The sequence below is a fragment of the Chelativorans sp. genome, assembly GCF_031180965.1.
Taxonomy (GTDB): domain Bacteria; phylum Pseudomonadota; class Alphaproteobacteria; order Rhizobiales; family Rhizobiaceae; genus Chelativorans.
This window is the reverse complement of sequence record NZ_JAPSLH010000019.1, coordinates 48659-73435: the sequence shown is the minus strand read 5'-3', so window position 1 is coordinate 73435 and position 24777 is coordinate 48659. Positions and strand designations below refer to the sequence as shown.

The window sequence follows — 24777 nt, the reverse complement described above, 5'->3', positions numbered from 1 at the left end:
CGGATCAATTCCCTGTCCGTCGCCTAGACCCACCCTCGCATAGTATCGTCAAACTTCTGCTCACCCGACGTAAGGCGTGTTTGTACGGATCCCCTTGCTTGGATGCTATTGTCAGCGTCGTGTCTGCCTCCCGGATTTTCTTGATGACGCTCTTAATCTTTCACTCGTCCGACGCCTCGCTGTCGCACTCGACACAGAGCGATCTCGGCTAGCTCAACTTGCCGCTCGTACTTGAAATTCGGGAGTCAAAACCGTGCACCCCCGGTGAAGCTGAAACTATCCCACGTCACTGCTCCCAGAAACGGGACGGCACCTTCCCCACTATCCGACGGAACAGTCAGCCGTACAGCCCGCTGCCGATCCGTCCGACGAAAGCTTCATGACCGAATATGCCGGCTGGACAACTGGACGGGGCCAGCATTTCAGTCGCAGGAGGGCACATTCGGCGACCCTGCCATCAGTACCTCGATGGCTCCGAAATCAGGAGCAAGTCGCTTGCCATGAGGACCACACGTAAGTGCATCATCCTGCCCATGATGAGGGGGCGGCTGCCCCGCGTCCCAAGACCTTTTCTATGGAGCGCCTGACGACGATCGGCTGGGCGCACATCATGACGTTGCGGGACAGGAAAAACGGGAACCCAGAGCAGCGAACGGGCCCTGAAGATAGATCGCGCTGAACTGGCGCGACGACAACCCCGTCTGATACCCAAAGCTTTCCGTCCCCAAGGGCGACTAGGGGGACCGCCACAGACGAGCAAATCGCGGCATACGAGGCACTCCACAAGACGGTGCAGTCAGGACGGCCACGCCCTGCTAAAGCCGTTCGGAGTGTGGGTCAGGGACCTCCATCCTCCTGACAACGAGCACGTAGCCGTTCGCCAATGACAAGGCGTTCCAACGGATCGAGAATGGCAGGGAGGCGAGCGTGGACGGCGTTACCACCCACGCGTTGGATGCACATCCGAGCACGGGCGAGGCATCCAAGCCGGCATTTTGGGCGGGCTCCCGCACCATGCATGGCGGAATGCCGTTCTGGCTGGCCCGAGCCGCCGTCCCTACCGCCGATCGGCGTCGGAGGGCCTGCGGCCCATCCTCTCCCGGCGCCTGTGCCACCAGACTTCCAGCCGACGCCGGAGCCGTCTTGCCGCGGGCACGTCGTAGGACAAGATAAACAGGCCGAGCGGCACCATCCAGAAGCCCAGCACCGGCAGGAATCCGAAAATCCCCAAGATCACGAACAGGGCGCCAATCAGGATGCGCGCCAGCCGCGAGCGCGGCATCGGTATCTTGCGCCCGGCCAGCGGGATGTGCGGGCGCTCGGCCTCGGCGGCATCGGTCGGCTCCGGCTTGACATCGGGTGGATTGTGCTGCTGCAACATGGGCTTCCCCTGGACCAGTGGCGGAACATCAGGCCTGCTGTGCTCCGTGCCTTCCCCATATGTGGCGCGGAACAGACAAATGCGAGCCTCGGCTCCGCTTCGGAGAAAATATTTGAAACGGCTTTGCAAAGGCGGCGGCTGTTTGCTATAGGCACGCCAACTCACGCGAGCAAAGCATTCCCCGGTAGCTCAGCGGTAGAGCAACCGGCTGTTAACCGGTTGGTCGCTGGTTCGAATCCGGCCCGGGGAGCCACTTTTTCCTGCCCAGAAACGCCACCGCGCGTCATCGTTTCAGCTTCCTTTACGCCTCGCGCGTCGGGCCGCCAGCCGCGTCTCAAGCGGCGATGTCGTGGCGGATGGAGAAACCTCTTCGCTTGGCCGGCCGGAACGCCGTCCCCGCCGCCCTAGAGGACCGGCAAGAAAGAAACGGTTCTTGTTGCCCGCGAACCGGAACATGCGCCATTTCTTTTCGTTTGCCTTGCTTCCGGAGAGCCATTTCCGGAATCCAATCCAGAAGCCGGGACGAGCGATATGAACATACGCGAGGGACGACCATTTCCTCTTGGAGCAACGTGGGACGGCCTTGGCGTCAACTTCGCGTTGTTTTCCGCCAATGCCACCAAGGTCGAGCTGTGTCTTTTCGATTCCGGGGGCGAGAAGGAGCTGGAGCGGATCGAGATGCCGGAATTCACCGACGAGATCCGCCATGTCTACGTGCCTTCGGCACGGCCCGGCACCATCTACGGCTATCGCGTGCACGGCCCCTACGAGCCGGATGCCGGTCACCGCTTCAACGCGAACAAGCTGCTCATCGACCCCTATGCCAAACAGCTCGTCGGCGAACTGCAATGGCGGCCTGAGCTGTTCGGCTACAAGATGGGCTCGCCCGACAAGGACCTGTCCTTTGACGACCGGGACAGCGCGCCCTTCGTACCGAAGGCCGTGGTCATCGATCCGGCCTTCACCTGGGGAGAAGAGCGCGCGCCGAAAATCCCTTGGGAGCAGACGATCGTCTACGAGATGCATGTGCGCGGCTTCACCAAGCTGCATCCCAGCATTTCAGAGGAGTGCCGCGGCACCTTCGCCGGCCTGGGCGATCCGCATGTGCTCGCCTATCTGCGCCGGCTCGGCGTGACCTCCGCCGAACTTCTTCCCGTCCACGCCTTCGTCGATGACGACTACCTCCTACAGAAGGGGCTGCGGAACTACTGGGGATACAACACGATCGGCTTCTTCGCTCCGGATCCTCGCTATCTTTGCACCTCCACGGTGAACGAGTTCAAGGAGATGGTGAACCAGTTCCATGCAGCGGGCATCGAGGTGATCCTCGACGTGGTCTACAACCACACTGCCGAGGGCAACGAACTGGGGCCGACCATATCGTTCAAGGGCATAGACAACGCCAGCTACTACAGGCTGCTGCCCGACAAGCGGCGGTACTACATCAACGACACCGGCACCGGGAACACGATGAATCTGAGCCATCCGCGCGTGCTGCAGATGGTGGCGGACTCGCTGCGCTACTGGGCCGGCGAGATGCGCGTCGACGGCTTCCGTTTCGATCTGGCAACGATCCTTGCGCGCGAGGTTCACGGCTTCGACGAGGGCGGCGGGTTCCTCGACTCCTGCCGGCAGGATCCCATGCTCTCGCAGGTGAAGCTCATCGCCGAGCCGTGGGACATCGGCCCCGGAGGCTATCAGGTAGGGCGCTTCCCGCCGGGATGGGCCGAATGGAATGACAAGTTCCGCGACACGGTCCGCGCCTATTGGAGGGGTGATGAAGGCAAGGTCCCGGACCTTGCCAAGCGCATAACCGGGTCAGGCGATCTCTTCAACCGACGCGGCAGGAAGCCCAGCGCCTCGGTCAACTTCATCACCGCCCATGACGGGTTCACGCTGCATGACCTCGTCTCCTATAACGATAAGCACAATGAGGCGAATGGTGAGAACAACCGCGACGGGCACTCCAACAACCATTCCTGGAACCACGGCGTGGAGGGGCCTACGGACGATCCGGAGATAAGGGAGCTGCGTGAGCGGCAGAAGCGCAATCTTCTGGCGACGCTGCTGCTCTCGCAGGGAACGCCCATGCTGCTGGCGGGGGACGAGTTCGGGCGTACGCAGCAGGGCAACAACAATGCCTACTGCCAAGACAACGAGATCAGCTGGATCAACTGGACGAAGATCGACGAAAGCGGGGAGCAACTGGTCGATTTTGTCCGCAAGCTGATCGCTATCCGCAAGAACTACCCCATCCTCCACCGCGGTCGCTTCCTGACGGGCGAGTACAATGAGGAACTGGATGTCAAGGACGCCACGTGGATAAACCCCGGTGGCGGCGAGATGATGCCGGAGCACTGGAACGATCCGCACGCCAAATGCTTCGGCGTCGTGCTCGACGGAAGGGCCCAGCCGACCGGTATCCGCCGGCGCGGTTCCGACGCCACGATCCTTCTTCTTTTCAACGCCTATCACGACGCGCTTGACTTCGTGCTTCCGTCGGTTGCCGAAGGGAATGACTGGATCTGCCTCATCGACACGAGCCAGCCCCTGCGCATCGAGGAGACCAGATTTGGCTTCGGGCAGAAATATCAGGTCGAAGGGCGGTCCTTTGCCCTTTTCGAGCTGACGCGCACGCAAGCCTTGAGCAAGCAGGCGCGGCACAGTCTCGGCGTCCTGTTCGACGTCCAGGAGCAGCCTTTCCGACTGGGCGACGTCGCATCGGGGGATCGCTGAAGCCCCGCGCGTGCCGTTCACGCGGAGGGCTTCAGGTGAGGCGTGGGCGATGTCTCACTCCGCTTCCGCCAGTCGGCCGGGCAGCGGCTTCAGCGGGTAGTTCGCCCAGAAGAAGGCGTCCGACTGGTGCATATCGGTCAGGAAATTGGTGGCCTCGACGATCAGCCCGTTCTCGATGCGGAACATCAGCGCATAAAGCTGATCGATCTGTGGCCCCTCCCCCATATTGCTCCAGCCGCGATGGATGTCGACGACCAGATCTCCGTCGGCTTGGAAGAAGATGGGCTCGGCTTTGAACCCTCCCTTGGCCAGTTCCCTGAAGAAAGCGACCACCTCGTCGCGGCCACGCTTTTCACCGGCGAGAGGATGGTGTCCCGGGATGCGCCAGACGACATCCTCGGAGAGAAAGGGCCTGACCGCTTCCGGGTCGCCCGTCGCATAGGCCTGATAATAGTTACGGATCACCTGGATATTGGCGTCAGCATCCTCAGCCGAGGCGCCGGCACCGGAAAGGACCATGATGGCTCCCAGAAGGAAGGAAATGAGCATACGCATAGAGAGTCTCCAGTTGTAGCGGGTACTGGCATGGGCCGGAGGGTTGCCCCGACAGCCGCGCTTCATGGGCCGGTGGCGGTCTGACCCGCTTCCACCCTTTCGGATGCCAGCCTCGGCAGGTCCGGATTGCCCAGCTCGAATAGCTTGTTGGCGCGCATGAGAGTGATCTTCCATCCCTCGGGCGTGCGCCGGAGCTCGTGTTCGTAGAAGCCGATGAAGGTCCAGTGGTCGTCGCCTTCTTCGTTCGAGAGGTAATGCGTGGCGTAGACTTGGCTGGTGGCGCTCGCCCGCTCACCGTCGATCCGCACGAGCGGGTTGGTGATGAGGTGCTGGGTGTGATGATACCCCGGCAGCTGCGTCTTCCAGGCTGTGACGATCTCGCCCGGCGTGAGTGCCTGCGGCTCGCTCTGGCCCGCGGCGGCGCTCCTATGGGAGCGGTAGTCGATCACAACACGTTCCGCGAAGGCCGCCTCGACGAGTTCCCAGCGGCGCTGGTCGGCATAGAAGCCGACAGAGCTGATCACGTCGACGATTTGCAACCGGTCCGCCGCGGAGTGCTCGTAGCTTTCCGGGCCGGGCAGGCCTTGTGCGGCGGCGGGCAAAGTGAAAGCGGCAAGCATTGCTGCTCCTGGAAGCAATTTCATGGGATCCTCGGCTTCTATGGAAGGAGATTTCAGGCGAGCTGTCCGCCCGTCACGTCCAAGTCCATGCCGGCGACGAAGCTGGACTCTTCCGATGCCAGGAACATCACCGCGCGGGCGATCTCGTCGGTCATCATGATCCTGGGCGTGACGAAATTGGGTGCCATCTGCTCGTAGGTGACATTCTGGAAGGCGAAGCTCTCGCGCAGCATCGGTGTGTCGACGGCGAGCGGGCTGAGCGAGACGATGCGGATATTGTGCATGGCATTGGCGACGGCGGCCGCCTTGGTAAGGCCGATCACCCCATGCTTGGAAGCCGAGTAGTGCGGCGTATGCGCAAAGCCGCGGTGGCCCGAGACGCTCGCCATGTTGACGATGACGCCGCCGCCCTGCCGGCGCATGATGGGTAGTTCGTATTTCATGGAATAGAAGACGCCGTCCAGATTGGTGGCGATGAGGTTGCGGTACTCCTCGATGCTGAGGTCCTGCACCTCCCTTGGCGGCATGAAGACGCCGGCATTGTTGAAGGCGATGTCGAGCCGGCCGTAGCGGCTGGCTGTTTCCGCGACGAAGCGCTCCACCTCGGCAGGCTCGCGCACGTCGGCGCGCATATAGCTCGCCTCGCCGCCGGCGCTGCGAATACCGGCCTCCACCTTTCGGCCGAGTTCCTCAGTCCGGCCACAGAAGGCTACCTTCGCCCCTTCCCGCGCAAAGGCCTCGGCTGTCGTCTGGCCGATGCCATAGGTGGCGCCGGTGATCAGCACCACCTTTCCGGCAAAGCGTCTGCTGGTGTTGGCGCTCCCCGATAGTTCTACGGGGTGGAGGGTGTTGGCTGCAGCCGGGGTTGCCAGCGAGGCCGCAAGCCCCAGACCGGCGGCTGCGAGGAGCTCGCGGCGGCTTACTCCGTCCGCGGGAATATCGTCGTCATGCCTTGAGCGCATCGTGGTTTCCCCAACCTGCTGCCGGCCAAGCCGGACCGTGTCAGATCGGGGTCACTATCCACATCATACCGCAGCTGCGGTAGGTCCCGTTCTTGCTGAATCTAGGGCGTGCCGGCCTCCCCGCCGGCAAATTCCCCGGGGCCTGCGCCCCAGTGTGCGCGAAAATGCCTGCGGAAATGCGGCAGGCTGGTAAAGCCCACCGCCTCGGCCACACGGGCGACCGGAAGACGGCTGGCGCGGAGAAGGGCGGCCGCACGATCCATTCGCCGCGCCACGACGAAAACATGCGGCGAAGATCCTGTGGCAGCCTTGAAGCACCGAGCGAAGTGGAAGGTGGACATGGCCGCCACGTCGGCCAGCTGCTCCAGATCCAGCGGCCTTTCAAGATGTGCCTCGATATGGTCGAGAACCCGCTTGAGGCGCCGCTGGTCGAGCGGCCGTTCCTCGAAGGGAATGCGCAGGCCCGCATAAACGCGGAGGAAATGTTCCCCAAGCTCCCGGCCGAGCGCCGCTAGCGCGTCCCCGGAAGGGTGATCCGCGCACAGGAGTCGGCGAACCCGTGCGGCGAGGTCGATGATGATGGGATCGTGGATGCGGTCATGGAGGTCGAATTCAATGCGATTCGGTCCGCCATGCTCCTGCGACCAGCGCGAAAGGCTTTCCGAGTCGAGCCAGATTTCAATGGAGTCGGAGATCAGGTCCCAGGCCTGCCACTCGATCCCCTCGGCGGGCGTGATCATCACGCTCGCCGGCTGGATGACGCCACCGAGCTGCTGGGCGCCTATCGACCAATATGCTCGCCGCTGCGGCGTGAAGGCAACGCCGATCGCAGAACCGGGCGTGTGCGAAAAGCCCTCGCCAGGAAGGACGCGGCCATACTCAGCCAGGATGCCGTCTGCTCTTACCCGCTTGAGGTTCAACCCTAGGCCCTCTCACCATTCGCTTCCTACAAACCGGACCATAGGTGCAGCGAAAGCCGACCAGACGACATAAAGTGGCGCCGGCTGCCACTGCGCGGCTTTCCGCGGCCGTCGGCTCGGGTCCGCACGGCATGGGCCCCTTGCCCAACTCTGCCCGCCGCGAGCCGAAAGCGCAAGCAAGCGCAGGTTCCGCGTGGCTTCATAGCCGTCCCCTGAAAGGGCCCTCCCCTTCGGTTGGGTTGGGACGCGTTCAGGAAAGCGCCTGCAGATCCATTTCGCCTTTTCCGCATTCATCGCCATCATCGCGGAGCAGCAGCCGGCCCGCCTCGTAGGCGATCCTGCGCACCATGCCCGTGGGTGAGGGAAGACAGCATCTTGCGGCACTCCTGCCGCCGCTTGATTGTGGTGCCCCCGGCAGGACTCGAACCCGCGACCCCCTGATTACAAATCAGGTGCTCTACCAACTGAGCTACAAGGGCATGGGGAATGCGCATAGCATAATCGGCAGCCGAGTGAAACGCCCTTCTGGCTTGACGCCGCCGGAGGCTGTCTGCCTTTGCAGCAGGGCCCATGCGTGCTACCCGTGCGCTCCCGGCGTGAACGGAAGAACCTGCCTGAATGAAGAAGCCGTTGTCCCTCGCCTTCCTTTCGGCCGACACCGAGGACGCATCCGAGGCGGCCGCCCGGCTATCGGTCCTTTACGGACAGGAGCGGCCGGAGAATGCGGACGTCATCATCGCCCTCGGCGGCGACGGGTTCATGCTGCAGACCCTGCGCGAGACCATGGGCTCGGGCAAGAAGATCTATGGGATGAACCGCGGCACCGTCGGCTTCCTCATGAACGAGTACCGCGAGGATGGTTTGCGCGAGCGCATCGCCGAAGCGGTTGCTGAAACGATCCGTCCGCTGGAGATGACGGCGGTGGATCGGGACGGCAAGACCGCCACGGCGCTGGCCGTCAACGAGGTCTCGCTGCTGCGGCAATCCTACCAGGCAGCGAAGATCCGCATCACCATCGACGGAAAGCTCCGGCTCGACGAGCTCATCTGCGACGGCATCATGGTGGCCACCCCGGCCGGCTCGACCGCCTACAACCTTTCGGCTCACGGCCCGATCCTGCCGCTCGACGCGCCGCTTCTGGCGCTCACACCCGTAAGTCCGTTTCGGCCGCGCCGCTGGCGCGGCGCGCTCCTGTCCAACCGGTCGTCGGTCGAGCTCACCATCCTCGAACCGGAAAAGCGCCCGGTCAACGCGGTGGCCGACCATACCGAGATCAAGTCGGTGCTGAGCATCAGCATTCGCGAATCGCGGGACATGACGGCGACGATCCTCTTCGACGCCAGCCATTCCTGGGACGAGCGCATTCTCTCGGAACAATTCCGGTACTAACCAATTTCCCGTAAGCTGCCGGCTTTGCGGACCGGTGAAACGGCGGGTGCTGTGTCAATAGTTGCTGTTGACATTGGACACACCACGCCTTAGCCCCGGGGACACGGGGGTCCCGACTGCCGGCAACAGGCGACATGAGCGCCGCGACCCGAAGAACAGCAAAGACAATCAATACGTGTCAGATTCGCAAGAAACCGCACAGGAAGCCGTGACATTCGCAGACCTCGGCCTGTCGCCGAAGGTCCTGGCCGCCGTGACCGATGCCGGCTACACCACGCCGACTCCAATCCAGGCTGGCGCCATTCCTCATGCGTTGCAAGGCAAGGACGTGCTGGGCATCGCCCAGACCGGCACGGGCAAGACGGCCTCCTTTGTTTTGCCCATGCTGACGAGGCTGGAGCGCGGCAGGGCCAGGGCGCGCATGCCGCGCACCCTGATCCTGGAGCCGACGCGCGAGCTCGCCGCCCAGGTGGAAGAGAACTTCGTCAAATACGGCAAGAACCACCGGCTCAACATCTCTCTTCTGATCGGTGGCGTCTCCTTCGACGAGCAGGAGAAAAAGCTCGAACGCGGCGCCGATGTTCTGATCGCCACGCCCGGCCGGCTGCTCGACCACTTCGAGCGCGGCAAGCTGCTTCTCACGGGCGTTGAAATCCTCGTCATCGACGAGGCCGACCGCATGCTCGACATGGGCTTCATCCCGGATATCGAGCGCATTTGCAAACTGATCCCCTTCACGCGGCAAACGCTGTTCTTCTCCGCCACGATGCCGCCGGAGATCACGAAACTCACCGAGCAGTTCCTTCACGCGCCGGTGCGTGTGGAGGTGTCGAAGCCTGCCACGACCGCGGCGAACATCGAGCAGCGCCTGGTCAAGGCCGGCTCCAAGCCGTGGGCCAAGCGCGAGCGGCTGCGCGAGCTTATCCTCGCCGAGGGGGACGAGCTTAAGAACGCCATCATCTTCTGCAACCGCAAGACGGAGGTGGCCACCCTCTTCCGCTCGCTGGTTCGGCACGAATTCGACGCAGGCGCGCTGCATGGGGACATGGACCAGCGCGCGCGCATGGCGATGTTGGAGAATTTCCGGCGGGGAAAGCTGCGGCTTCTCGTCGCCTCCGACGTCGCCGCGCGCGGCCTCGACATTCCCGCTGTCAGCCATATCTTCAATTTTGACGTGCCGATCCATTCCGAGGATTATGTCCATCGCATTGGCCGGACGGGCCGCGCCGGACGGTCGGGCAAGGCTTTCACGATCGTCACGCGGTCCGACCTCAGATATGTGGACGGCATCGAGAAGCTGATCGGCCAGAAGATTGAGTGGCTGGACGGCGACCTCTCCACGCTGTCGGCCGACGATGAAGCAGATGAAAAGCCGCGCCGCGGCCGGCCGGAGCGGGGCGAGAGGAAGCGCGGTGGCAAGCGTGGCGACCGTGCCGAACAGCGGCCCGAGGCCGGTTCGGAGCGCCCGCAGGAAACATCGGAGAGCGCCGCCGCCCCGGCGGCGAAAAGGCAGGACGAGAAGCGCCAGCGCAGGAACGCCATCAAATCCGCCAATGCCGCGGAAGAGAAAAGGCCAGACCGTCAGCGGACCGGGCGGGACGAGCGGCGGCGCGACAGGGAGGAAGAGGATGCGCCGCTCGGCTTCGGCGACGACCTTCCCGATTTCATGAAAATACCCGGCAAGGTCTAGCGTTTCGGCCCCTTCCCGCCACGCAGCGCCGCCTCATAGGCCGCCTTCGCCCATCGCGCCATCTCATCTGCATCATCGAGCGCGCTCTCGGGAACGCTCCAATAGGGCATGGCGGTGGGCTTGCGCCCTGGATGGCCTGCATAGATCCACTGGCGGCAGCCGGCGGCCTGGAAGTCGGCCGCGCTGACCGCATCGGCCTTGAGTTGGATCTCGCCGTCCACTTCGAGCGCGACGATCAGCCCGCTGTGATAGATGCCCTTGCCCCCGAACATACGTTTAATCGTGACCGGCCCAGGCCGGCGAAAAGATCGCGGATGTCGTCGTCGGTCATGGCCGGACAATGGCAGGTCGCGCGGCGCTTGTCAGGATGCCTCCGGTCGACCGCTGACAAGCACCGCCGCCGCGACTAGGCTCCTGCTTTCTCTTCGGGAGCACTGAAATGCCGATGCTACTCCAAGGCTCGTGCCGCTGCGGTGCAGTGGGTTTTGCGGTCCAGAGCCATACGCCGGTGCCCTATCAGCTTTGTTATTGCAGCATCTGTCGAAAACAGCAGGGCGGCGGCGGGTACGCAATCAATCTCGGCGCCGATTCCTCCACGCTCGTCGTGGAGGGCGGGAGGCATCTGGGCCTCTATCGCGCCGAAATCGAGGACGAGGAGCGGCCCGGATGCGAAATCTCCACGGGCGAAAGGCGCTTCTGCCGAAAATGCGGATCGGCCCTCTGGCTCTACGATCCGACCTGGCCGGAACTCGTTCACCCCTTCGCCTCCGCCATCGATACCAACCTTCCGGTGCCGCCGCGCCGGGTCCACCTAATGCTGAAATGTAAGGCGAATTGGGTGGAGCCGGAGATCCGCGAGGGCGATTTGACCTTTGTCCTCTATCCGGAAGAGTCCATCGCCGACTGGCACCGGCGCAACGGCCTGTGGGTGGATTGAGAGCTCGCCGCTCCTTTGTGGATATCAGGCGCTGGAGAGGGAAGTGGCAGGAAAGCCGGCCAATCAAGCCGCGCCGGCCCGCGCCTCTGCCAGTGCCTTCAGGTCCGCCGGCTTCAGCTCGACGGATTCGCCGCAGCCGCAGGCCGAACTCTGGTTCGGGTTGCGGAACGTGAACCCGGTACGGATCTTCGTCACCTCGAAATCCATTTCCGTGCCGAGCAGAAAAAGGGCTGCCTCCGGAGCGACATAGACATGCGCACCGTCGCGCTCGATATGGTCGTCCTTCGGGCTCGGCTCCGTGACCAGATCGACGGTATATTCCATGCCCGCGCAGCCGCCCTTCTTGATGCCCACGCGGATGCCGCGGGCGCCTTCACGCGTCTCGACGATCTCGCGCACGCGCGCTGCCGCGGCATCGGTCATCGTCATCACCTGAAATCGGCCCATCTGTTTCTCCATTCACGGCGAGGTCAAGACTCGCGGAAGGGTTCTTCTTTTAAAATGGTCGGGAAGCCGGCACGTTGCAAGCGCCCTGCCCTCAATACCACCCCAGCGCCACCTGCGCCTCTTCCGACATGCGGTCCGGCGTCCACGGCGGGTCGAAGACCATGTTCACATCGACATGGCCCACGCCCTCCACAGCGCTCACCGCATTCTGCACCCAGCCGGGCATCTCGCCCGCCACGGGACAGCCCGGCGCCGTCAAGGTCATGTCGATTTTCACAGAGCGGTCATCCTCGATATCGATCTTGTAGATCAGGCCGAGCTCATAGATGTCCGCCGGGATCTCGGGGTCATAGACGGTCTTCAGCGCGCCGATGATGTCGTCCGTCATGCGTGCGAGCTCCTCGGCCGGGATCGCGGAGGCGGAGAAAACCGCGGTCTTCGGCTCTTCGGCCTGGCTTGTGTCTGGGTTGTCGCTGGTCTGGCTCATGACATTCATCCGAAGAATTTGCGCGCCTTCTGCAGCGCCTCGACCAATGCATCCACCTCTGCCTTGGTGTTATACATGGCGAAGGAGGCGCGGCACGTCGAGGTCACGCCGTATCGCTTGAGCAGAGGCTGCGCGCAATGGGTGCCGGCGCGCACTGCCACGCCCGAGCGGTCGATCACCATGGCGACGTCATGGGCATGGATGCCGGCGAGTTCGAAGGCAATGATCGCCCCCTTCCCCGGCGCTGTGCCGAAGATGCGCAGCGAGTTGATCTCCCGCAGCCGCTCATGCGCGTAATTTGACAGGTCCGCTTCATGGGCGGCAATGTTCTCGCGCCCGATTTGCTGAATGTAATCGAGCGCCGCGCCAAGGCCGATGGCCTGCACGATGGGCGGTGTGCCGGCTTCGAAGCGGTGCGGCGGCTCGTTATAGGTGACGCTGTCGACCGACACGTCCTCGATCATCTCGCCGCCGCCCTGGAACGGCCGCATCTCCTCAAGCCTCTCGCGCTTGCCATAGAGGACGCCGATGCCCGAAGGGCCGTAGAGCTTGTGCCCGGTGCAGACATAAAAGTCGCATCCGAGCGCCTGAACGTCGACCGGCAGATGCACGGCGCCCTGGCTGCCGTCCACAAGCACCGGAATCCCCCGCTCGTGGGCAATGCGCACGATATCGGCGATGGGCGTGATCGTTCCGAGCATGTTCGACATCTGGGTAATGGCTACCAGCCTGGTGCGCTCGGTCAGGCTTTTCTCGAAGGCTTCGATGCGGAAGGCGCCGTCGTCCTCCACCGGGACCCAGACGAGCTTGGCCCCCTGCCGCTCGCGCAGGAAATGCCAGGGCACGATATTGGAATGGTGCTCCATCACCGACAGCACGATCTCGTCGCCCTCGCCGATCAGCGGCATGGCATAGCCGTAGGCGACCGTGTTGATCGCCTCGGTGGCAGATTTCGTAAAGACGATTTCCTCGACCCTTCCGGCATTCAGAAAGCGCCGCACCTTCCCGCGTGCACCCTCATAGGCTTCGGTCGCCGCATTGGAGAGGAAGTGCAGCCCGCGATGCACATTGGCATATTCGTAGCTGTAAGCATGGCTTACCGCATCAATGACCGCCTGCGGCTTCTGGGCGGAGGCGGCGTTGTCGAGATAGACGAGCGGCTTTCCGTAGACCTCGCGCGCAAGGATGGGAAAATCGCGGCGTATAGCCTCGACGTCATAGACTGCCTGCTCGATCCTTTGATCCACTGCCCTTACCTCTCACGTCATCCCGGAAGCCGACGGCTCCCGAGACCATCGCCGCACCCGAGCCCAGCAGCGGCCGCCATCCTCCCCTATGGAAGGGTGACACCCTCACCCGTGCACGGCGAACCAGGCATCGAGCTTTCCTTCGAGCATCTCGACCACCGGCTCGTTCTCCAGCTCCTCGATCACCTCGGCCACGAAAGCCTTGACGAGCAGCCCGCGCGCCGTCTTCTCGTCGATGCCGCGCGCCATCAGATAGAACAGGTGCGCGGGCTCGATCTCCGTCACCGTCGCCCCATGGCCGCAGGCCACGTCGTCGGCGAAGATCTCGAGCTCAGGTTTGGTCGAGAAGCCGCCTTCGTCGGAAAGCAGAAGCGTGTTGCAAGCCATTTTGGCGTCGGTCTTCTGAGCTTCCCGCGCAACGCGGATCTGCCCCTGAAAGACGCCCTCCGCCCGGCCGGTCACGACATTGCGGATCGTTTCCGTCGAGGTGGTCGCGGGAGCCGCATGGTCGAGCATCATGGTTACGTCGCAATGAGTGCCGCCGGAGAGCAGGTTCACTCCGCGCAGACGCAACTCGGCGCCCTCGCCGGCCGCCACGATGCGCAATTCCTGGCGCACCAACTTGCCGCCGGCATTCATGACGAAAAGCGTCAGCTTGGCATCCCTGCCGATACGGACATTCATCTGGCCGAGATGGATCGCGCTTTCCGGCTGCTCCTGCAGGATGAGCCACAGGATCTCGGCCCCGTCACCCACCTCCAGATGGCTCACCGACGAGACGAGCGCATTGCCCTCGCCCAGCTGCCGCTCGACGATCGTCGCCTTGGCGCCCTCGCCGGCACGCACCGCAAAGCGCGTATGGACCTGACCGCCGACCTGCACATTCTGCAGCTCGATCGGCTGCTCCAGCGCAGTGCCGGCAGGAATCTCGACGGCAAAGCCGTCGGCGGCAAAGGCAGAGTTGATCGCTCCCACCGCATCGTCGGCGCCGTTCACTCCGAGCAGCGGCGCGAAGGTCCCGTCGCTGAGCTCGTTCGTCACGCTCGCCACGGCGATACCCGCCGGCACGTCGGCCTTGCCGGCGATTCCGTTGAGCACAGGCAGCACGGCCGAGCCCGGCAGGAGCGCTGCGCGAGGCGCCGCATGCGCCGCCGGATCGAAAGGCGGCACAACGGAGAGAAGCCGTCGCAGGTCCGTGTAGTGCCAAGCCTCGATCTTGCGGTTGGGTAGGCCGCGTTTCAGGAGCTCGACGGCCTCGGCGCGCTTCTCGGCAACCCGGGCGTCACCCGGAAGGCTGGCGGCGCGCTCGGCAAAGCCCGCCAGAAGCGCCTCCTCGGCGGCGGTTCTTCGTATCTGCATCTGCATATTCATCATCCGCCCCGCTCTCAGGCCGCTTCGCCGATCAGGCCGGCATAGCCGTTCTTCTCAAGCTCCTGCGCCAGCTCCTTCTCGCCAGATTTCACGACGCGGCCCTTGTAGAGCACATGAACGGAGTCCGGCACGATATAGTCGAGCAGGCGCTGATAGTGGGTGATGACGACCACCGCCCGATCCGGCGAACGCAGCGCGTTCACGCCGTCCGCCACGATCTTGAGCGCGTCGATGTCGAGGCCGGAATCGGTCTCGTCCAGCACGCAGAGCGCGGGCTCCAGCAGCTTCATCTGCAGGATCTCGGCCCGCTTCTTCTCGCCGCCGGAAAAGCCGACATTGAGCGGGCGCTTCAGCATGGCCATATCCATGTTGAGCTCCTCCGCGGCCGCACGAACGCGCTTCAGAAGCTCGGGGATCTTGATCTCTTCCAGCCCGCGCGCCTTGCGCTGCGCGTTCATAGCCACTTTTAGGAACTCCATCGTGGCAACGCCCGGTATCTCCATGGGATACTGGAAGGCAAGGAAGATGCCGGCTGCGGCACGCTCGGCCGGGTCCATCTCCAGGATGGACTCACCCTTGAAGAGGATGTCGCCTTCGGTGACCTCATAGTCTTCGCGCCCGGCGAGCACATAGGACAGCGTCGATTTGCCCGAGCCGTTCGGCCCCATGATCGCGGCGACCTCGCCGGGTTTCACGCTAAGGTTCACGCCGCGAAGGATTTCCGTGCCGTCCTCGGCAATGCGTGCGTGCAAATTCCTGATCTCAAGCATCGTTTCCAAACCTACCTGTCTGCCGGCTCAACCCACGGAGCCTTCAAGTGAAATCCCGATGAGCTTCTGCGCCTCGACGGCGAACTCCATTGGCAATTCCTGGATGACATCCTTCACGAAGCCGTTGACGATCAGCGCGATGGCCTCCTCTTCAGGGATGCCGCGCTGCATCACATAGAACTTCTGGTCCTCGGAGATCTTCGAGGTCGTCGCCTCGTGCTCCACTTGGGCCGTCGAATTCTTCGCCTCGATGTAGGGCACGGTGTGTGCGCCACAGTCATTGCCGATCAGCAGCGAGTCGCAATTGGTGAAGTTGCGCGCATTCTCCGCCTTGCGGTGAATGGCGACCTGGCCGCGATAGGTGTTGTTGGAATGCCCGGCGGAGATGCCCTTGGAGATGATGCGGCTCGACGTGTTCTTGCCGAGATGGATCATCTTCGTGCCAGAATCGATCTGCTGGTGACCGTTTGACACGGCGATGGAATAGAACTCGCCGCGCGAATTGTCTCCGCGCAAGAGGCAGGACGGATACTTCCAGGTGATCGCCGAGCCGGTCTCCACCTGTGTCCAGGAGATCTTCGAGTTCCTGCCCCGGCAGTCGCCGCGCTTGGTGACGAAGTTGTAGATGCCGCCCTTGCCTTGCTTGTCGCCCGGATACCAGTTCTGGACGGTCGAGTACTTGATCTCCGCATCGTCGAGCGCGATCAGCTCGACCACGGCGGCGTGCAGCTGGTTCTCGTCGCGCTGCGGCGCGGTGCAGCCCTCGAGATAGGAGACATAAGCGCCTTCGTCGGCGATGATCAGCGTGCGCTCGAACTGGCCGGTGTTCTTCTCGTTGATGCGGAAATAGGTGGACAGCTCCATCGGGCAGCGCACGCCCTTCGGCACGTAGACGAACGACCCGTCTGTAAAGACCGCAGAATTGAGCGTCGCATAGAAATTGTCCGACTGCGGAACGACCGAGCCCAAGTATTTGCGCACGAGTTCCGGATGCTCGCGGATCGCCTCGGAGATCGAGCAGAAGATCACACCGGCTTTGGCCAATTCCTTCTTGAAGGTGGTGACCACCGACACGGAATCAAACACGGCGTCAACCGCCACACGGCCCGATGCATAGACGTTGTCGTTCGCCTCATCGCCATCTGCCTTGCCATCTCCGGGCTTTCGCACGCCGGCGAGGATTTCCTGCTCCTTCAAGGGGATGCCAAGCTTCTCATAGGTGCGCAGAAGCTCCGGGTCGACCTCATCGAGCGACTTCGGCCCCGTCTGGTTTTTCGGCGCTGAGTAGTAGTGAATGTCCTGGAAATCGATCTTGGGATAGCTGACGCGCGCCCAGCTCGGCTCCTCCATGGTGAGCCAGCGGCGGAAGGCTTGCAGGCGCCATTCGGTCATCCAGTCCGGTTCGCCCTTCTTGGCCGAGATGAAACGGACGATGTCCTCGTTAAGGCCCTTAGGCGCCTTGTCGCTCTCGATGAGCGTCTCGAATCCGTACTTGTATTGGTCCACATCGATCAGTCGGACCTGATCGATCGTCTCCTGCACAGCAGGCATCAGCGTTCTCCATCCATGCCGGATGCAAGGTCCGGCCGTCTACAAACTCTGGCAGCTAGCGCTCTATGTAGTGAGCGCTCGCCGCGAATTCACCTATGCGATCAGAAAATATGCCTCTTTTACTCCATTTTTCTCCATGCCAAAAAGCTGTTCTGGGGCTCACGCCGCAGCCGTCACAGCCCTTCGCTTTGCGACGATTTTTCCCAGCGCCTCGGCGAAAGCTTCGATCTCCGCCTCCGTCGTCTGCAGTCCTATCGAGACGCGCAGCGCGCCCGCCTGATCTTCGAACCCCATTGCCCGAAGAACATGGCTCGGCCCGACCTTTCCCGAAGAGCAGGCCGAACCCGCCGAAAGCGCGATGCCGGCCAGATCGAAGGCGATCTGCGCGGTCTCCGCCTTCATGCCGGGAATGGAAAAGAAGACGGTGTTGGGAAGGCGCGGAGCGCGCTCGCCGTGGACAACGGCGTCGGGCAGGATCTCGCCGATGACAGCCTCGATCCGCTCGCGTTTGGCCCGCACCCCAGCCATTTCGGCAAGGCCGAGACGCGCTTCCCGGGCGGCCGCACCAAAACCGGCGATGGCCGCGACATTCTCGGTTCCGGCGCGATGGCCCTTCTCCTGCCCTCCGCCTTTCACCAGCGCACGCGGCATCATCAGGTCACTCGCACCGACCAGGGCGCCAGCGCCCTTCGGGCCGCCGATCTTGTGCGAGGAAAGGATGAAGAAATCAACATATCCGGTTGATATCTCAATGCTGATGCGACCAGCAGCTTGCACCGCGTCGAAGACGGCGACACCCCCCGCCGTCTTGGCGAGGCGTCCGATCTCCGCGGTCGGTTGGATTACGCCGGTTTCGTTGTTGGCCACATGCGTTGCGACGAGCGGCAAGCCTTCCGTCCCGTCATGGCGCGCAAGCGCCTGTTCCAGCGCGGCAAGATCGATAACGCCGTCGGCGCCGACCGGGATTTTCTCCACCGCCTCCGCCGCGAAGTGTCCGCCGGAGAGCATGCAGGGGTGATCGGCCGCGCTGACATAGAGACGGGAGAAACGAAGCGGCGCGCGACCCATGGTCCAGTCGGGCGAAAGCAGCATAGTCGCCGCCTCGGTCGCCCCGGAGGTGAAGACCACATGCGCCGGGTCGGCGTTCACGAGGGCGGCCACCTCGCGCCGGGCGGCCTCCACGATCCGGCGGGCCGCGCGGCCTTCCGCATGGACGGAAGACGGGTTCGCCGCCTCCAGCGCAGCGATCATCGCCTGCCGGGCCGAAGCCGTCAGCGGCGCGGTGGCGTTGTAATCGAGATAGATGCGCGGTCCGGCCATATCCACCCGTGGAGCCGTCTGCCACATTCGTGAGCAGGGAGGCGTTATTTCCTTGAATTCTCAAGGCGAGCCGTCCTATCTACCCGGCTTGCCGGAGGGCGGCAACGCCGCCCCAGTTTTGAACAGTTCTAAACTAGTTTCTATGGACGCACAGGCGCTGCGTCAAGGCCCGCCCGTGAACTGCGGACCGCGCATGTGAAGTGGAGTAAAAATGCCCGAGGTTATCTTTACCGGCCCGGCCGGCCGTCTCGAGGGCCGCTACCAGCCGTCGAAGGAGAAGAACGCGCCGATCGCGATCATCCTGCACCCGCATCCGCAATTCGGCGGGACGATGAACAACAAGATCGTCTACGACCTCTTCTACATGTTCCAGCAGCGCGGTTTCACCGTGCTCCGCTTCAATTTCCGCGGCATCGGCCGCAGCCAGGGCGCTTTCGACCACGGCACGGGCGAGCTTTCCGACGCGGCCGCCGCACTTGATTGGGTGCAGTCGCTGCATCCGGATTCCAAGAGCTGCTGGGTGGCGGGCTATTCCTTCGGAGCCTGGATCGGCATGCAGCTCCTGATGCGCCGGCCCGAGATCGAAGGGTTCATCTCGATCTCGCCGCAGCCCAACATATACGACTTCTCCTTCCTCGCCCCCTGCCCCTCCTCGGGTCTCATCATCCATGGCAGCGCCGACCGGGTGGCTCCGCCGCCCGACGTCCAGACCCTGGTGGACAAGCTGCAGTCGCAGAAGGGCATCACCATCACCCAGAAGACAATCCCTGACGCCAACCACTTCTTTAGCAACGCCGCGGACACCCTCATCGAGGAGTGCGCGGACTACCTTGACCGCAGGCTGCGCGGCGAATTGGCCGAGCCGCGTCCGAAACGTTTGAGATGAGCGACAGAAGATTCTCCCCGGCGGGAGCTGCTTCCGAATAGAAAAGTCGATTGGCCGCCGGCGCGAAAATACACCTTGCGGCTCGACAGCCGCCTTACTGCGTGAGACGCTTCGCATGTGGCGAATCAACGTCTGCACGGGGGAATGGCTGTGAGCAAATTCGAAGTCTACAAAGACAAAAAAGGTGAGACGCGTTTTCGTTTTCGCGCCCGTAATGGTGAGGTTGTCTTCAGCTCGGAAAGCTACAAGGCAAAGGCCTCGGCCATGAAGGCGATCGAATCCTTGCGCAAGGGCGTGGCCGAAGCCACGGTCGAGGAAGTGGATACCGCGGCAAAGACGGCTGCAAAGCCGGCTGCGAAGGCATCAGCGAAGACTGCAAAGCCATCCAAGGCGGCCGCCAAGCCTGCGGCGAAAACGGCTTCCAAGCCCAAGACGGCCGCAAAGACCGCTTCCAAGCCGAAAGCCAAGGCAAACGCCTGAGCGGCGCAACTTTGCCGCCCGGCCCCTTCTGAGGGTCGGGCCGCTTTATTGCGGGCACCTTTACCAGCCGTCGCGGACGAGCATGCTTGCAGCCGTAGGCTAGCAAGCGCTCAGTCTTGCTAGACCGGCCCGCCGCGTGGAATCCGTAAGGCGTCATTTCTCCCCAAGAGCAACACCGATGCTTGTGCCGTGCAAGCGCATGCCGTTGCTTGTGCGCGGCGCGCAAGTGGTGCTAAACGCCCGCACGTCTTCCAGCCTTTTCCCCCGCGAAGGGATCTTTGGAAATGCCCCAGTTCAAGTCCGATTTCCTGCGCGTCCTCTCCGAGCGCGGCTTCATCCACCAGATTTCCGACCCCGAGGGGCTCGATGCTGCCGCGATGAAGGGCCCGATCACGGGCTATGTCGGCTACGACGCAACGGCCACCAGCCTGCATATCGGCAATCTGATCACGGGCACGATGTTGTACTGGCTGCAGGAGACGGGCCACCGTCCCGTCGCGCTGATGGGCGGCGGCACGTCGATGATCGGCGATCCATCCTTTCGCGACGAGCAGCGCCGGCTCCTTTCGCCGGAGACAATCGCGTCCAACATCGAGGGCATCAAGCGGATATTCTCGCGCATCCTGCGCTTCGGCGACGGCCCGACCGACGCCGTGATGGTGAACAATGCCGATTGGCTGCTCGATCTGAACTACATCGAGTTCCTGCGCGATGTCGGCCGCCATTTCTCGGTAAACCGTATGCTGTCCTTCGATTCCGTGAAGCTGCGGCTCGACCGGGAGCAGTCGCTGTCCTTCCTTGAGTTCAACTACATGATCCTGCAGGCCTATGACTTCGTGGAGCTGAACAAGCGTCATGGCTGCATCCTGCAGATGGGCGGTTCCGACCAGTGGGGGAATATCGTCAACGGCATCGATCTCGGCCACCGCATGGGCACGCCGCAGCTTCACGCGGTGACGACGCCGCTGCTCACCACTTCGTCAGGCGCCAAGATGGGCAAGTCGGCGAGCGGAGCGGTCTGGCTCAACGAGGACGTCTTCTCGCCCTATGACTTCTGGCAATACTGGCGCAATACGGAAGATGCCGATGTCGAGCGCTTCCTGAAGATCTTCACGCGCCTGCCACTGGATGAGATCGCCCGTCTTGCCGCCCTTGGCGGCTCGGAGATCAACGAGGCTAAGAAGGTGCTGGCGACCGAGGCCACCGCCATCGTGCACGGCCGGACGGCCGCCGAAGCGGCGGCCGAGACGGCCCGCAAGACCTTCGAGGAAGGCGCGCTGGCCGAAAGCCTCCCGACCGTCGCAATCAGCAGGGCCGGACTGGAGGAAGGTATCGGCCTGCTCTCGCTTTTCGTGACGGCGGGACTGACCGGCTCGAACGGCGAAGCCCGGCGGCATGTACAGGGCGGCGCGGTGCGGATCAATGATGTCCCCGTCGAGGACGATCGCCGCGTGGTCAGCATGGACGACGTGACCCCGCAAGGTGTCGTCAAGCTGTCGCTGGGCCGGAAAAAGCACGTGCTCGTCCGGCCGCAATAGGAGGTTCTGACCTCGGGAGAGGGCGAACCCGGGCGCTCCCGTTCGGCGGCGACGGTCGCCGGGGTTCAGCGGAACTCGAAGATCTCGCGCAGGAAACCGGGCGCGATGGCCGAGAGTGGGTTCACATCCAGCCGCGGCTCACCGACTTTGCCGCTCAGCCTATAGGTGATGCCGATCAGGCCGCGGTCGCGCCCATTGCCGAGGATCTGGCCGATGAGGGGCAGTTCGCCGAAGATCCGGTTGACGCCGTAAAGCGGCATGAACGTCCCGGTGATGTCCATATTGTTGTTCGAGTCGTAGAGCATTCCCTGGAAGGTGGAGCCAATCGCCGTTCCGCGCAGAACACCGTTGGCGAGGTCCAAGCGGCCCTTGCTCTTGGCGAGCCCCGCAGCGCCCCTCTCGAAATGGACGCGCGTCGCATCCACCTGCCCGTTGCCATTGTCGGTCGCGGCGACCAGCGAGCGCAGGCGCGGCTCGTCGGCGATCCAGAAATCGCGGATGTCGATGAACCCGGAGAGATTCTCGTTGTCGGCGCCCTGCAATGCCAGTGTGACCTGGCCCCCCTGGATGTGATCATAGAGATCGAGGAAGCGGAACACGGCGCCCGAATTGTTCGAGGATGCCCGTATGGCGGTGCCGCCGCCCTCACTGTTCTTGGTCACGTGCACGGAACCGTAGGTGGGGGTGGCGCCCGCCAGCGTAAGCTCGTCCGGCCGCTTGCCGTCAGACGAATAGGTAAATTTCACCTGTGCGAGGTTTTCGCCGTTGAAGCCGTCGACGCGCTTGAGCGATGCCTCCACGGTCACGGCCCCGCCCGCCTCCCCGCCTCCCCCTGCTCCGCCGGATCCAGCGCCGCTGCCGAAGACGCGCTTGATGACTCCCCGCGCATCGAAGGCGGCACCGCTCACCGCCACCGAATAGGCTTTCCCGGAACGGCGGATCGTCGCGGCGAAATCGTCGGAGCGGTTGAAGCGCGCATGAGTGAAGCGCGCCTCCTCCAGGCTTCCTCCGGTAAGACGCACCTGTCCGGCAAGCGAAAAGCTCTCGCCCCGCAAGGAAAAATCCGAGAGCTGGATCGTGTCGCCGTCGCGATCGAGGAAGAAATCGGCCGTCGCCGGGATCCCCTGCCCCTTCCGCCAGCCGATCCAGGGGACCTCTAGCCGCGCCGTGTCAAGCTTTACGCGGATCTTCTCGCGCTTGTCCGGCTGCTGGTCGTAGATCACCGTGAAGTGCCCGGAGACGAGCGTTCCGAGGCCGGGGAAGAGCCTGTCGCGCGAAGCGTCGTCCATCTTCAGCTCGATGTGTCGCACGCGTTCTGTCGCCGCGCCGCCGAGCGGCTCCACGATGTGCAGCGAGGCGGGAACCGCATTGAGCTTGGCTTGCGCGGAAAACTCCGCGCGGCTCGGCTCGATCAGCAGATTCCCCTTGGCCTCCGTGACATGCTGGCCGTCGAAGGGCTTGGCAAGCGAAAGCCCCTCATAATCCAGCGCCACGCGCCAATTCAGATCCTTGGCCGGGATGTCCGCCTGCAGCGGTATGTCGGCAGTGATATGGCCTCTCATGGTGCCGCTCACATCGGCCGGGGCAAGCTTGTAATAGCGCGAGAGGTCGATCGGGCGATAGGAGGCTAGCCTGACGATCGCCGGCGCCTCGCCGGCAACATCGATCTCAAGCTTGCCGATGCGCGGCTTCAGATGGGCGGCGTGGATCGCCAGTGTTCCGTTGCGCGCCTGCACCGACGCGCCGTCCGGCATAAAGATCGTGCCCGCGCTGAGTCCCACATCGACATCGGTTCCGCGGAATTCGACGGAGCCGTCGCCGTCCCGGACGGGGGGGATGTCTCCTGCGATATCGAAACGCGTGTCGGTGAGCAGGAATCGCCCAACGACCTCCTCCTTGCCCAGGGGCACTCCGTTGCCGAGCCGGCCGGGAGGAACGTTGAGGCTCAACTCGCCCTCGCGCACGCGCCCGCCGAAGACATTCTTGAGCGCCCATTCGCGCGCTCCGGGCGCGGCGAACCAGGGCCAAAACTGTTTGACCTGGGCTGTCGGAAGATCGGCCACGTTCAAATTGACGGCTATTCCGGGAGACTTGCCCGTCGGCATGAGAAGCGATGCGTTCCCCGTCAGCCCGCCGTCAGCCGTCCGCACCTCGATCTGCTCGGCGGAAAGTTTCATGGCCAGGGGATCGAACCGGCCGGCGAGGCGCATACCGAAGGGGATCGGCGGCTCGGGCGAATCCGCTGCCGCAAGAACCGATTCACGGGAGACGAGGTCGATCCCGTAGGCGGCAGAACTGCCTCCTTCGGAGCGCGCCTCCGGTCCGACCGTACCCTGGAAATTGAGAAGGGTCCGCCCGGTCTCCAGACGCGCCTCGAGCACCGAAAAGACCTTGTCGGCACCCGCTGCGGCGATCCTGATGGCGGCCCGGTCCAGCGGGATCTCGTCTTCGCCAAAGCCGAGCAGCAGCCCCGTGATCCTCGTGTCGACGCCCAGGAACCCTCCCTCCGTCCCGCCGGCCTCGCGCGCCGAGAGGCTGATTTCGAGATCCCCCATCGCGCGAACGAGGGCCTCGGCCCTCGGGCCTGATGTCTCCTGCGCAGCCGATATCTTCAACGAGAGGTCCTCGACGGCGTCCGCTGCGGCGTTCCGCCTCGCCACGCCTTCAAAGGAAAGGTCGCGTCCCCGGTAGCGCGCGCTCCCACGAAGGTCGATCTGCGCATCGCCGGTGCGGGCGATCTCCAACGCCTCGACGAACAGCCCGGGCACCGCCTGGCCTCCGCTCAGGAAACCGATATTGACAAGGCTGACGCTGGCAAGCCCCGCGCCTTCCGTTACCTCGAAGGCACGGTGAATGGCGCTGAAGATGGCCCGGCGCAACTCGTCGGGACTGATCGCCGAAGGCCGCGCGATAAGAGCGGCAAGGCTGGGACTCGTACCGGATGACAGCTGAGCGGGAGACAATTCGGCATCGGCCATCGCCACGCGCGCCAGTTCCACCCGGCCGCTCAGAAGCGGTATGGCGCGAAGCCCGAAGCGTAGCTCGCCCGCATTGGCGATCGGCGCCTTGTCGCTTGCCCTCACGATGCGGGCGTCATGCACCTCCAGCGCAAAGAGGCTCGCCTTGCCGAAGCCGAGATGCAGCCTGCCCAGTGTCACGTCCACATCCACGCCGGCGAGCCTTTCGATCGCCCGCTCGGCCTGCAGGCGCAACCGTTCATTGCCGATTGCATCCACCCCGACGAAAGACAGGCCTGCGAAGGCCAGCAGGAGGATCGAGGCGAGGAAGGCCGCAGGCATCAGCACCCAGCGCCGCAGGCGCGAGCGCCGGCCGCGGCAAGCCGCCGGCGGCGGTATGCGGGCCGACGGAAAGCTCTCCAGGGGCGTTATGTCCTCCCGCCGGAAGCGCACCTTTTCGTACTCGCCTGGCTCCTGCGCCACAAACTACCCGTCAAAGTTTAGCTCGGCTGGACCGGGTTCCGCGAATCCGG

21 protein-coding genes and 2 tRNA genes are annotated in these 24777 nt (G+C 63.6%); 8 read left to right on the top strand and 15 right to left on the bottom strand.

Annotated elements, in window-relative coordinates; all coding sequences use genetic code 11:
* Positions 1 to 1057: 1057 nt before the first annotated feature.
* Positions 1058 to 1381: a PGPGW domain-containing protein gene (locus RIN79_RS14760; RefSeq protein ID WP_309085435.1), complete on the bottom strand. Its 324-nt coding sequence runs from the start codon at positions 1379 to 1381 to the stop codon at positions 1058 to 1060.
* Positions 1382 to 1559: 178 nt separating this feature from the next.
* Between RIN79_RS14760 and RIN79_RS14755 the strand changes: the two genes are divergently transcribed.
* Positions 1560 to 1634, top strand: a tRNA-Asn gene (locus RIN79_RS14755).
* 278 nt (positions 1635 to 1912) lie between these two features.
* Positions 1913 to 4117 (top strand): glycogen debranching protein GlgX, encoded by a 2205-nt coding sequence (gene glgX, locus RIN79_RS14750; protein WP_309085434.1) that lies wholly within the window; start codon positions 1913 to 1915, stop codon positions 4115 to 4117.
* Positions 4118 to 4171: 54 nt separating this feature from the next.
* Here the strand turns inward: glgX and RIN79_RS14745 are convergent, their stop codons facing one another.
* The 5 genes from RIN79_RS14745 to RIN79_RS14725 form a co-directional block, all read right to left on the bottom strand.
* Entirely contained in the window at positions 4172 to 4672 is a 501-nt protein-coding gene (locus RIN79_RS14745) for a nuclear transport factor 2 family protein (protein ID WP_309085433.1), read from the bottom strand.
* 62 nt (positions 4673 to 4734) lie between these two features.
* Positions 4735 to 5316 carry a nuclear transport factor 2 family protein gene (locus tag RIN79_RS14740; protein WP_309085432.1) on the bottom strand — a complete coding sequence of 194 codons (582 nt, stop codon included), beginning with the start codon at positions 5314 to 5316 and terminating at the stop codon, positions 4735 to 4737.
* Between the two features lie 29 nt (positions 5317 to 5345).
* The gene (locus RIN79_RS14735; RefSeq protein ID WP_309085431.1) at positions 5346 to 6254 is read right to left on the bottom strand and encodes an SDR family oxidoreductase; all 909 of its coding nucleotides are present in this window, start codon (positions 6252 to 6254) and stop codon (positions 5346 to 5348) included.
* Between the two features lie 101 nt (positions 6255 to 6355).
* Positions 6356 to 7174 carry an AraC family transcriptional regulator gene (locus RIN79_RS14730; RefSeq protein ID WP_309085430.1) on the bottom strand — a complete coding sequence of 273 codons (819 nt, stop codon included), beginning with the start codon at positions 7172 to 7174 and terminating at the stop codon, positions 6356 to 6358.
* Between the two features lie 403 nt (positions 7175 to 7577).
* Positions 7578 to 7653: transfer RNA gene (locus RIN79_RS14725), tRNA-Thr, on the bottom strand.
* A 139-nt stretch (positions 7654 to 7792) separates the two neighbouring features.
* Between RIN79_RS14725 and RIN79_RS14720 the strand changes: the two genes are divergently transcribed.
* Entirely contained in the window at positions 7793 to 8563 is a 771-nt protein-coding gene (locus tag RIN79_RS14720; RefSeq protein ID WP_309085429.1) for an NAD kinase, read from the top strand.
* A gap of 208 nt (positions 8564 to 8771) precedes the next feature.
* Positions 8772 to 10253, top strand: a complete 1482-nt coding sequence (locus RIN79_RS14715; protein WP_309085428.1) for a DEAD/DEAH box helicase — start codon at positions 8772 to 8774, stop codon at positions 10251 to 10253.
* Here the strand turns inward: RIN79_RS14715 and RIN79_RS14710 are convergent.
* Complete coding sequence (locus RIN79_RS14710) at positions 10250 to 10525, bottom strand: TfoX/Sxy family protein (RefSeq protein ID WP_309085427.1); 276 nt, start codon at positions 10523 to 10525, stop codon at positions 10250 to 10252. The genes RIN79_RS14715 and RIN79_RS14710 overlap by 4 nt on opposite strands.
* Positions 10526 to 10692: 167 nt before the next feature.
* Between RIN79_RS14710 and RIN79_RS14705 the strand changes: the two genes are divergently transcribed.
* Positions 10693 to 11190, top strand: coding sequence for a GFA family protein (locus tag RIN79_RS14705; protein WP_309085426.1), 498 nt, complete (start codon positions 10693 to 10695; stop codon positions 11188 to 11190).
* Between the two features lie 63 nt (positions 11191 to 11253).
* Here the strand turns inward: RIN79_RS14705 and sufA are convergent, their stop codons facing one another.
* From sufA to RIN79_RS14670, 7 genes are all read right to left on the bottom strand, one after another.
* Positions 11254 to 11637 carry a Fe-S cluster assembly scaffold SufA gene (gene sufA, locus RIN79_RS14700; protein ID WP_309085425.1) on the bottom strand — a complete coding sequence of 128 codons (384 nt, stop codon included), beginning with the start codon at positions 11635 to 11637 and terminating at the stop codon, positions 11254 to 11256.
* Between the two features lie 91 nt (positions 11638 to 11728).
* On the bottom strand, positions 11729 to 12133 hold the full coding sequence (locus RIN79_RS14695; RefSeq protein ID WP_375165939.1) for an SUF system Fe-S cluster assembly protein: 405 nt from the start codon (positions 12131 to 12133) through the stop codon (positions 11729 to 11731).
* Positions 12130 to 13371, bottom strand: coding sequence for a cysteine desulfurase (locus tag RIN79_RS14690; protein ID WP_309085423.1), 1242 nt, complete (start codon positions 13369 to 13371; stop codon positions 12130 to 12132). Before RIN79_RS14690 ends, RIN79_RS14695 begins: the two co-directional genes overlap by 4 nt.
* Positions 13372 to 13476: 105 nt before the next feature.
* Positions 13477 to 14742 (bottom strand): Fe-S cluster assembly protein SufD, encoded by a 1266-nt coding sequence (sufD, locus tag RIN79_RS14685; protein ID WP_309085441.1) that lies wholly within the window; start codon positions 14740 to 14742, stop codon positions 13477 to 13479.
* Positions 14743 to 14756: 14 nt separating this feature from the next.
* A complete protein-coding gene (sufC, locus tag RIN79_RS14680; RefSeq protein WP_309085422.1) occupies positions 14757 to 15512 on the bottom strand; it encodes a Fe-S cluster assembly ATPase SufC in 756 nt (251 codons plus the stop codon).
* A gap of 27 nt (positions 15513 to 15539) precedes the next feature.
* Positions 15540 to 17063, bottom strand: a complete 1524-nt coding sequence (gene sufB, locus RIN79_RS14675; RefSeq protein WP_309085421.1) for a Fe-S cluster assembly protein SufB — start codon at positions 17061 to 17063, stop codon at positions 15540 to 15542.
* Positions 17064 to 17222: 159 nt separating this feature from the next.
* Positions 17223 to 18383: a cysteine desulfurase family protein gene (locus RIN79_RS14670; protein ID WP_309085420.1), complete on the bottom strand. Its 1161-nt coding sequence runs from the start codon at positions 18381 to 18383 to the stop codon at positions 17223 to 17225.
* A gap of 211 nt (positions 18384 to 18594) precedes the next feature.
* Here RIN79_RS14670 and RIN79_RS14665 point away from each other — a divergent pair, with 211 nt between their 5' ends.
* The 3 genes from RIN79_RS14665 to tyrS all read left to right on the top strand — a co-directional run bounded on the left by RIN79_RS14665 (position 18595) and on the right by tyrS (position 21287).
* Complete coding sequence (locus RIN79_RS14665; RefSeq protein ID WP_309085419.1) at positions 18595 to 19269, top strand: alpha/beta hydrolase; 675 nt, start codon at positions 18595 to 18597, stop codon at positions 19267 to 19269.
* A gap of 144 nt (positions 19270 to 19413) precedes the next feature.
* Complete coding sequence (locus RIN79_RS14660) at positions 19414 to 19749, top strand: YegP family protein (protein ID WP_375165938.1); 336 nt, start codon at positions 19414 to 19416, stop codon at positions 19747 to 19749.
* 284 nt (positions 19750 to 20033) lie between these two features.
* Positions 20034 to 21287: a tyrosine--tRNA ligase gene (tyrS, locus tag RIN79_RS14655; protein ID WP_309085417.1), complete on the top strand. Its 1254-nt coding sequence runs from the start codon at positions 20034 to 20036 to the stop codon at positions 21285 to 21287.
* Between the two features lie 65 nt (positions 21288 to 21352).
* Here the strand turns inward: tyrS and RIN79_RS14650 are convergent, their stop codons facing one another.
* Positions 21353 to 24727, bottom strand: coding sequence for a DUF3971 domain-containing protein (locus RIN79_RS14650; RefSeq protein ID WP_309085416.1), 3375 nt, complete (start codon positions 24725 to 24727; stop codon positions 21353 to 21355).
* Positions 24728 to 24777 lie beyond the last annotated feature (50 nt).